At 65.7% G+C, this 3,059-nt stretch carries 2 protein-coding genes; both read left to right on the top strand.

Features of this window, described 5'->3' with window-relative positions; translation table 11 throughout:
* Positions 1-7 precede the first annotated feature (7 nt).
* Complete coding sequence (locus tag AC2VOG_RS08095; RefSeq protein ID WP_486939397.1) at positions 8-133, top strand: hypothetical protein; 126 nt, start codon at positions 8-10, stop codon at positions 131-133.
* Positions 134-456: 323 nt separating this feature from the next.
* The coding region (locus AC2VOG_RS08090; protein WP_486939396.1) for an MMPL family transporter at positions 457-3,059 on the top strand (2,603 nt) is incomplete at its 3' end.

The raw sequence follows: 3,059 nt of genomic DNA, 5'->3' as shown, positions 1-3,059 counted from the left end.
CGCCGACATCTGGCTGGCAAACATGAGGGCCTTCGTCGGCGGGCGCGCGTCGGCGTCGCAGACCCGAGACCGTATCGACCGGGCCACCCGACGACTGGTCGACAATTTAGCTTCCATCACCAACCAGCGGTGAACCATGCTGAAGGTGTCCTCCGCTATCCGCCGCGTCGGCGAGTCCACCCGTAGCGTGACCGCTTCCGGTGATCATGGCCGAAATCTGGGCTGCAACATGCTTCAAACGTTGCGACACGAGTTCCGATACGGCAACGGCTGGGTTCGTAACTGCGAGCGGCCGGAAACAGGATACTTGTATGGTGGCGAAAAGTCGTTGAGCCGGGGCGTGACACCTCCAGCAACCCTCGTAGTAGCCCGAAACTTCGGCTCGCCTCCCGCCCCGCAACGGTACTGTTAGTAGCGTAGCGATACTGCTAGTCTCGCTTTAGGCGGGAGGTGCATGTGAACAACGAGTTCACCGACGGTTCGGGTGCCGCGACTGCCGTTCTTTGTCGTCCCGGCCCATCGGCCGGTGCCGCGGTATCGCGTGAATACAGCCGGCGATTGGCGAGCCTGGCCGAATTCACCCTTGGGCACAAGACGCTGGTGATCGGATCCTGGGTGATGATCGCGGTGGTGCTGGCCATGCTGTTCCCCCAGCTGGAGACGGTGGTGCGGCAGCAGTCGGTGAACCTTCTCCCGCGAGACGTTCCGTCGTTTCAAACGGTGGACCGAATGAGCGCCGCCTTCGGTGAACAGGGTTCCAAGACGATGGTGGTCGTCGCGATGGAAGACCCGGCGGGGCTGAGCGCCTCGGCGCGCCGGCACTACGAGCAGCTGGTGGCGCGGCTACGCGCCGACCCCGGCCACGTCTTGCTGGTGAAAGACTTGCTGGCCGATCCGGTGACCGCATCCCAGGCGGTCAGCCGCGACGGCAAGGCGTGGTACCTGCCGGTGGGTGTGGCCGGCACGCTGGGCGATCCCGCCGCGGCCGCATCCGTGCAAGCGGTACGCTCCCTGGTCGCAGGAGAGTTCGCGGGCTCGTCGACCACGGCGTATGTGACGGGCCCGCCGACGACGTTCAGTGACATGATCGCCTCTGCCGAACATGACCTGCTGCTGATCTCGATCGCGACGGCCGGTCTGATCGCGGTGATCCTCCTGGTCGTCTACCGGTCGGTGTTCACCGCGCTGCTGCCGCTGCTGGTGATCGGGATAAGCCTGGCCGTGGGGCGCGGGGTGCTGTCTGCGCTCGGCGAAATCGGCATGCCCGTCTCGCAATTCACCGTGGCGTTCATGACGGCGATCCTGCTCGGCGCGGGCACCGACTACACGGTTTTTTTGATCAGCCGCTACCACGAGCAGCGCCGCGCCCGGGTTCCCGCCGATCACGCCATCATCCAGGCCACCGCCAGCATCGGCCGGGTGATCCTGGCCTCGGCGGCCACCGTCGCGTTCGCCTTCGTGACCATGGTGTTCGCCCGCCTGAGCGTGTTCGCCGCCCTCGGCCCGGCCTGCGCGGTCGCCGTCCTGATCGGGTTTTTGGCCACCGTCACGCTGCTGCCACCGGTACTGGCACTGGCCGCCAAAAGAGGTGTCGGCGAGCCCAAATCCGACCGCACCCGCCGCTACTGGAACAGTATCGCAGTCGCGGTGGTCCGCCGGCCTATACCGCTGCTGATCACCAGCCTGGTCATCCTGCTGGCCCTGACTGCGGTCGCGACGACGATGAAGATCAGCTACGACGACCGCCGAGGCCAACCATCCGACACCGCCAGCAACCAGGGCTACCGCCTGCTGAACCGTCACTTCCGCAAAGACAGCATCATCACCGAATTCCTCGTCGTGGAAAACCCCACCGACATGCGCACCGGAAAAGCACTGGCCGACCTCGACGAAATGGCCTCCCGCATCGCCCAAATCCCCGGCATCACCAAAGTATCCGGCGTCACCCGCCCCACCGGAGCCCGCCTCGAGCAAGCCCAACTGTCGTGGCAAAACGCCCGGATCGGCGACAAGATGGCCGGCGCCGTCGCCGACGGCAACGCCCGAAAAGACGACCTCACCAAACTCACCAACGGCGCCGACCAACTCGCCGCGGGACTGGCGCAACTCGACACCACTTTGCGCACCGCCTTGACCCCGCTGAGCGGGATACTCACACAAGTCCAGTCGCCGGGTACGCAGGGTCAGCAGCTGCGGCCGCTGCTACAAGCACTTTCGGCCACCGCCCCCGCCGCCGACCGAGCCATCCAATCCGGCCCCGGGCTGCGGCCGATGGCCGAACAAACCCAAAACGCCATCGCCGTCCTCGATCCCCTCGCCGACACCCTCAACAGCGCCCCGTGGTGCGCCACCACCCCCCAGTGCGCCCAGATCCGCGACCAAGTCCACGTCCTGGTGAGCCTGCGCGATAATGGCTTCTTCAGCCAGGTCGCCGACCTCGGCGACCGCTACAACCCCGCCACCAACGCCACCGTCACCGAAACACTCACCAACATCCAATCCGCGCTCAGCGCACTGGACAAAGCCTTCGGAACCCTCGGGAACCCCGCGGACCTGGCCGGCAACATCGGCCGCCTCCAAAACGGCATCAGCCAACTCGCCTCGGGCGCCCACGCACTCGCGACCGGCGTGCACACGCTGGCCGACAGCAACATCGAAATGCTGGCCGGGATGAGCCAGATCGCCGTCCAGCTGCAAACCTCCGGCCGCGCCAGCACCAACAACGATTCCGCCAGCGGCTTCTACCTTCCGGCCAACGTCTTGCAAAACCGTCAATTCGCCGACGTGGCAAAGCAATTCCTCTCCGTTGACGGCAAGACCGCGCGCTTTGCCATCGAATCAAGCTTCGACCCGTATAGCGCCGAGGCAATCCACCTCGCACACCAGATCACCGACGTCGCCAACGCCGCCCGCCCCAATACCGCACTGGCCCGGGCCAGCGTGTCGGTGGCGGGCTTTCCCACCGTCAACTCCGACATCCAACGACTGCTCCGCGCCGACTTCGCCCAACTGGCCATCGCCACCCTGATCATCGTCGGGCTCATCCTCGTGCTGCTGCT

This window comes from Mycobacterium sp. TH-M11 (genome assembly GCF_057473725.1).
This window is presented reverse-complemented; position numbering and strand designations above follow the sequence as displayed.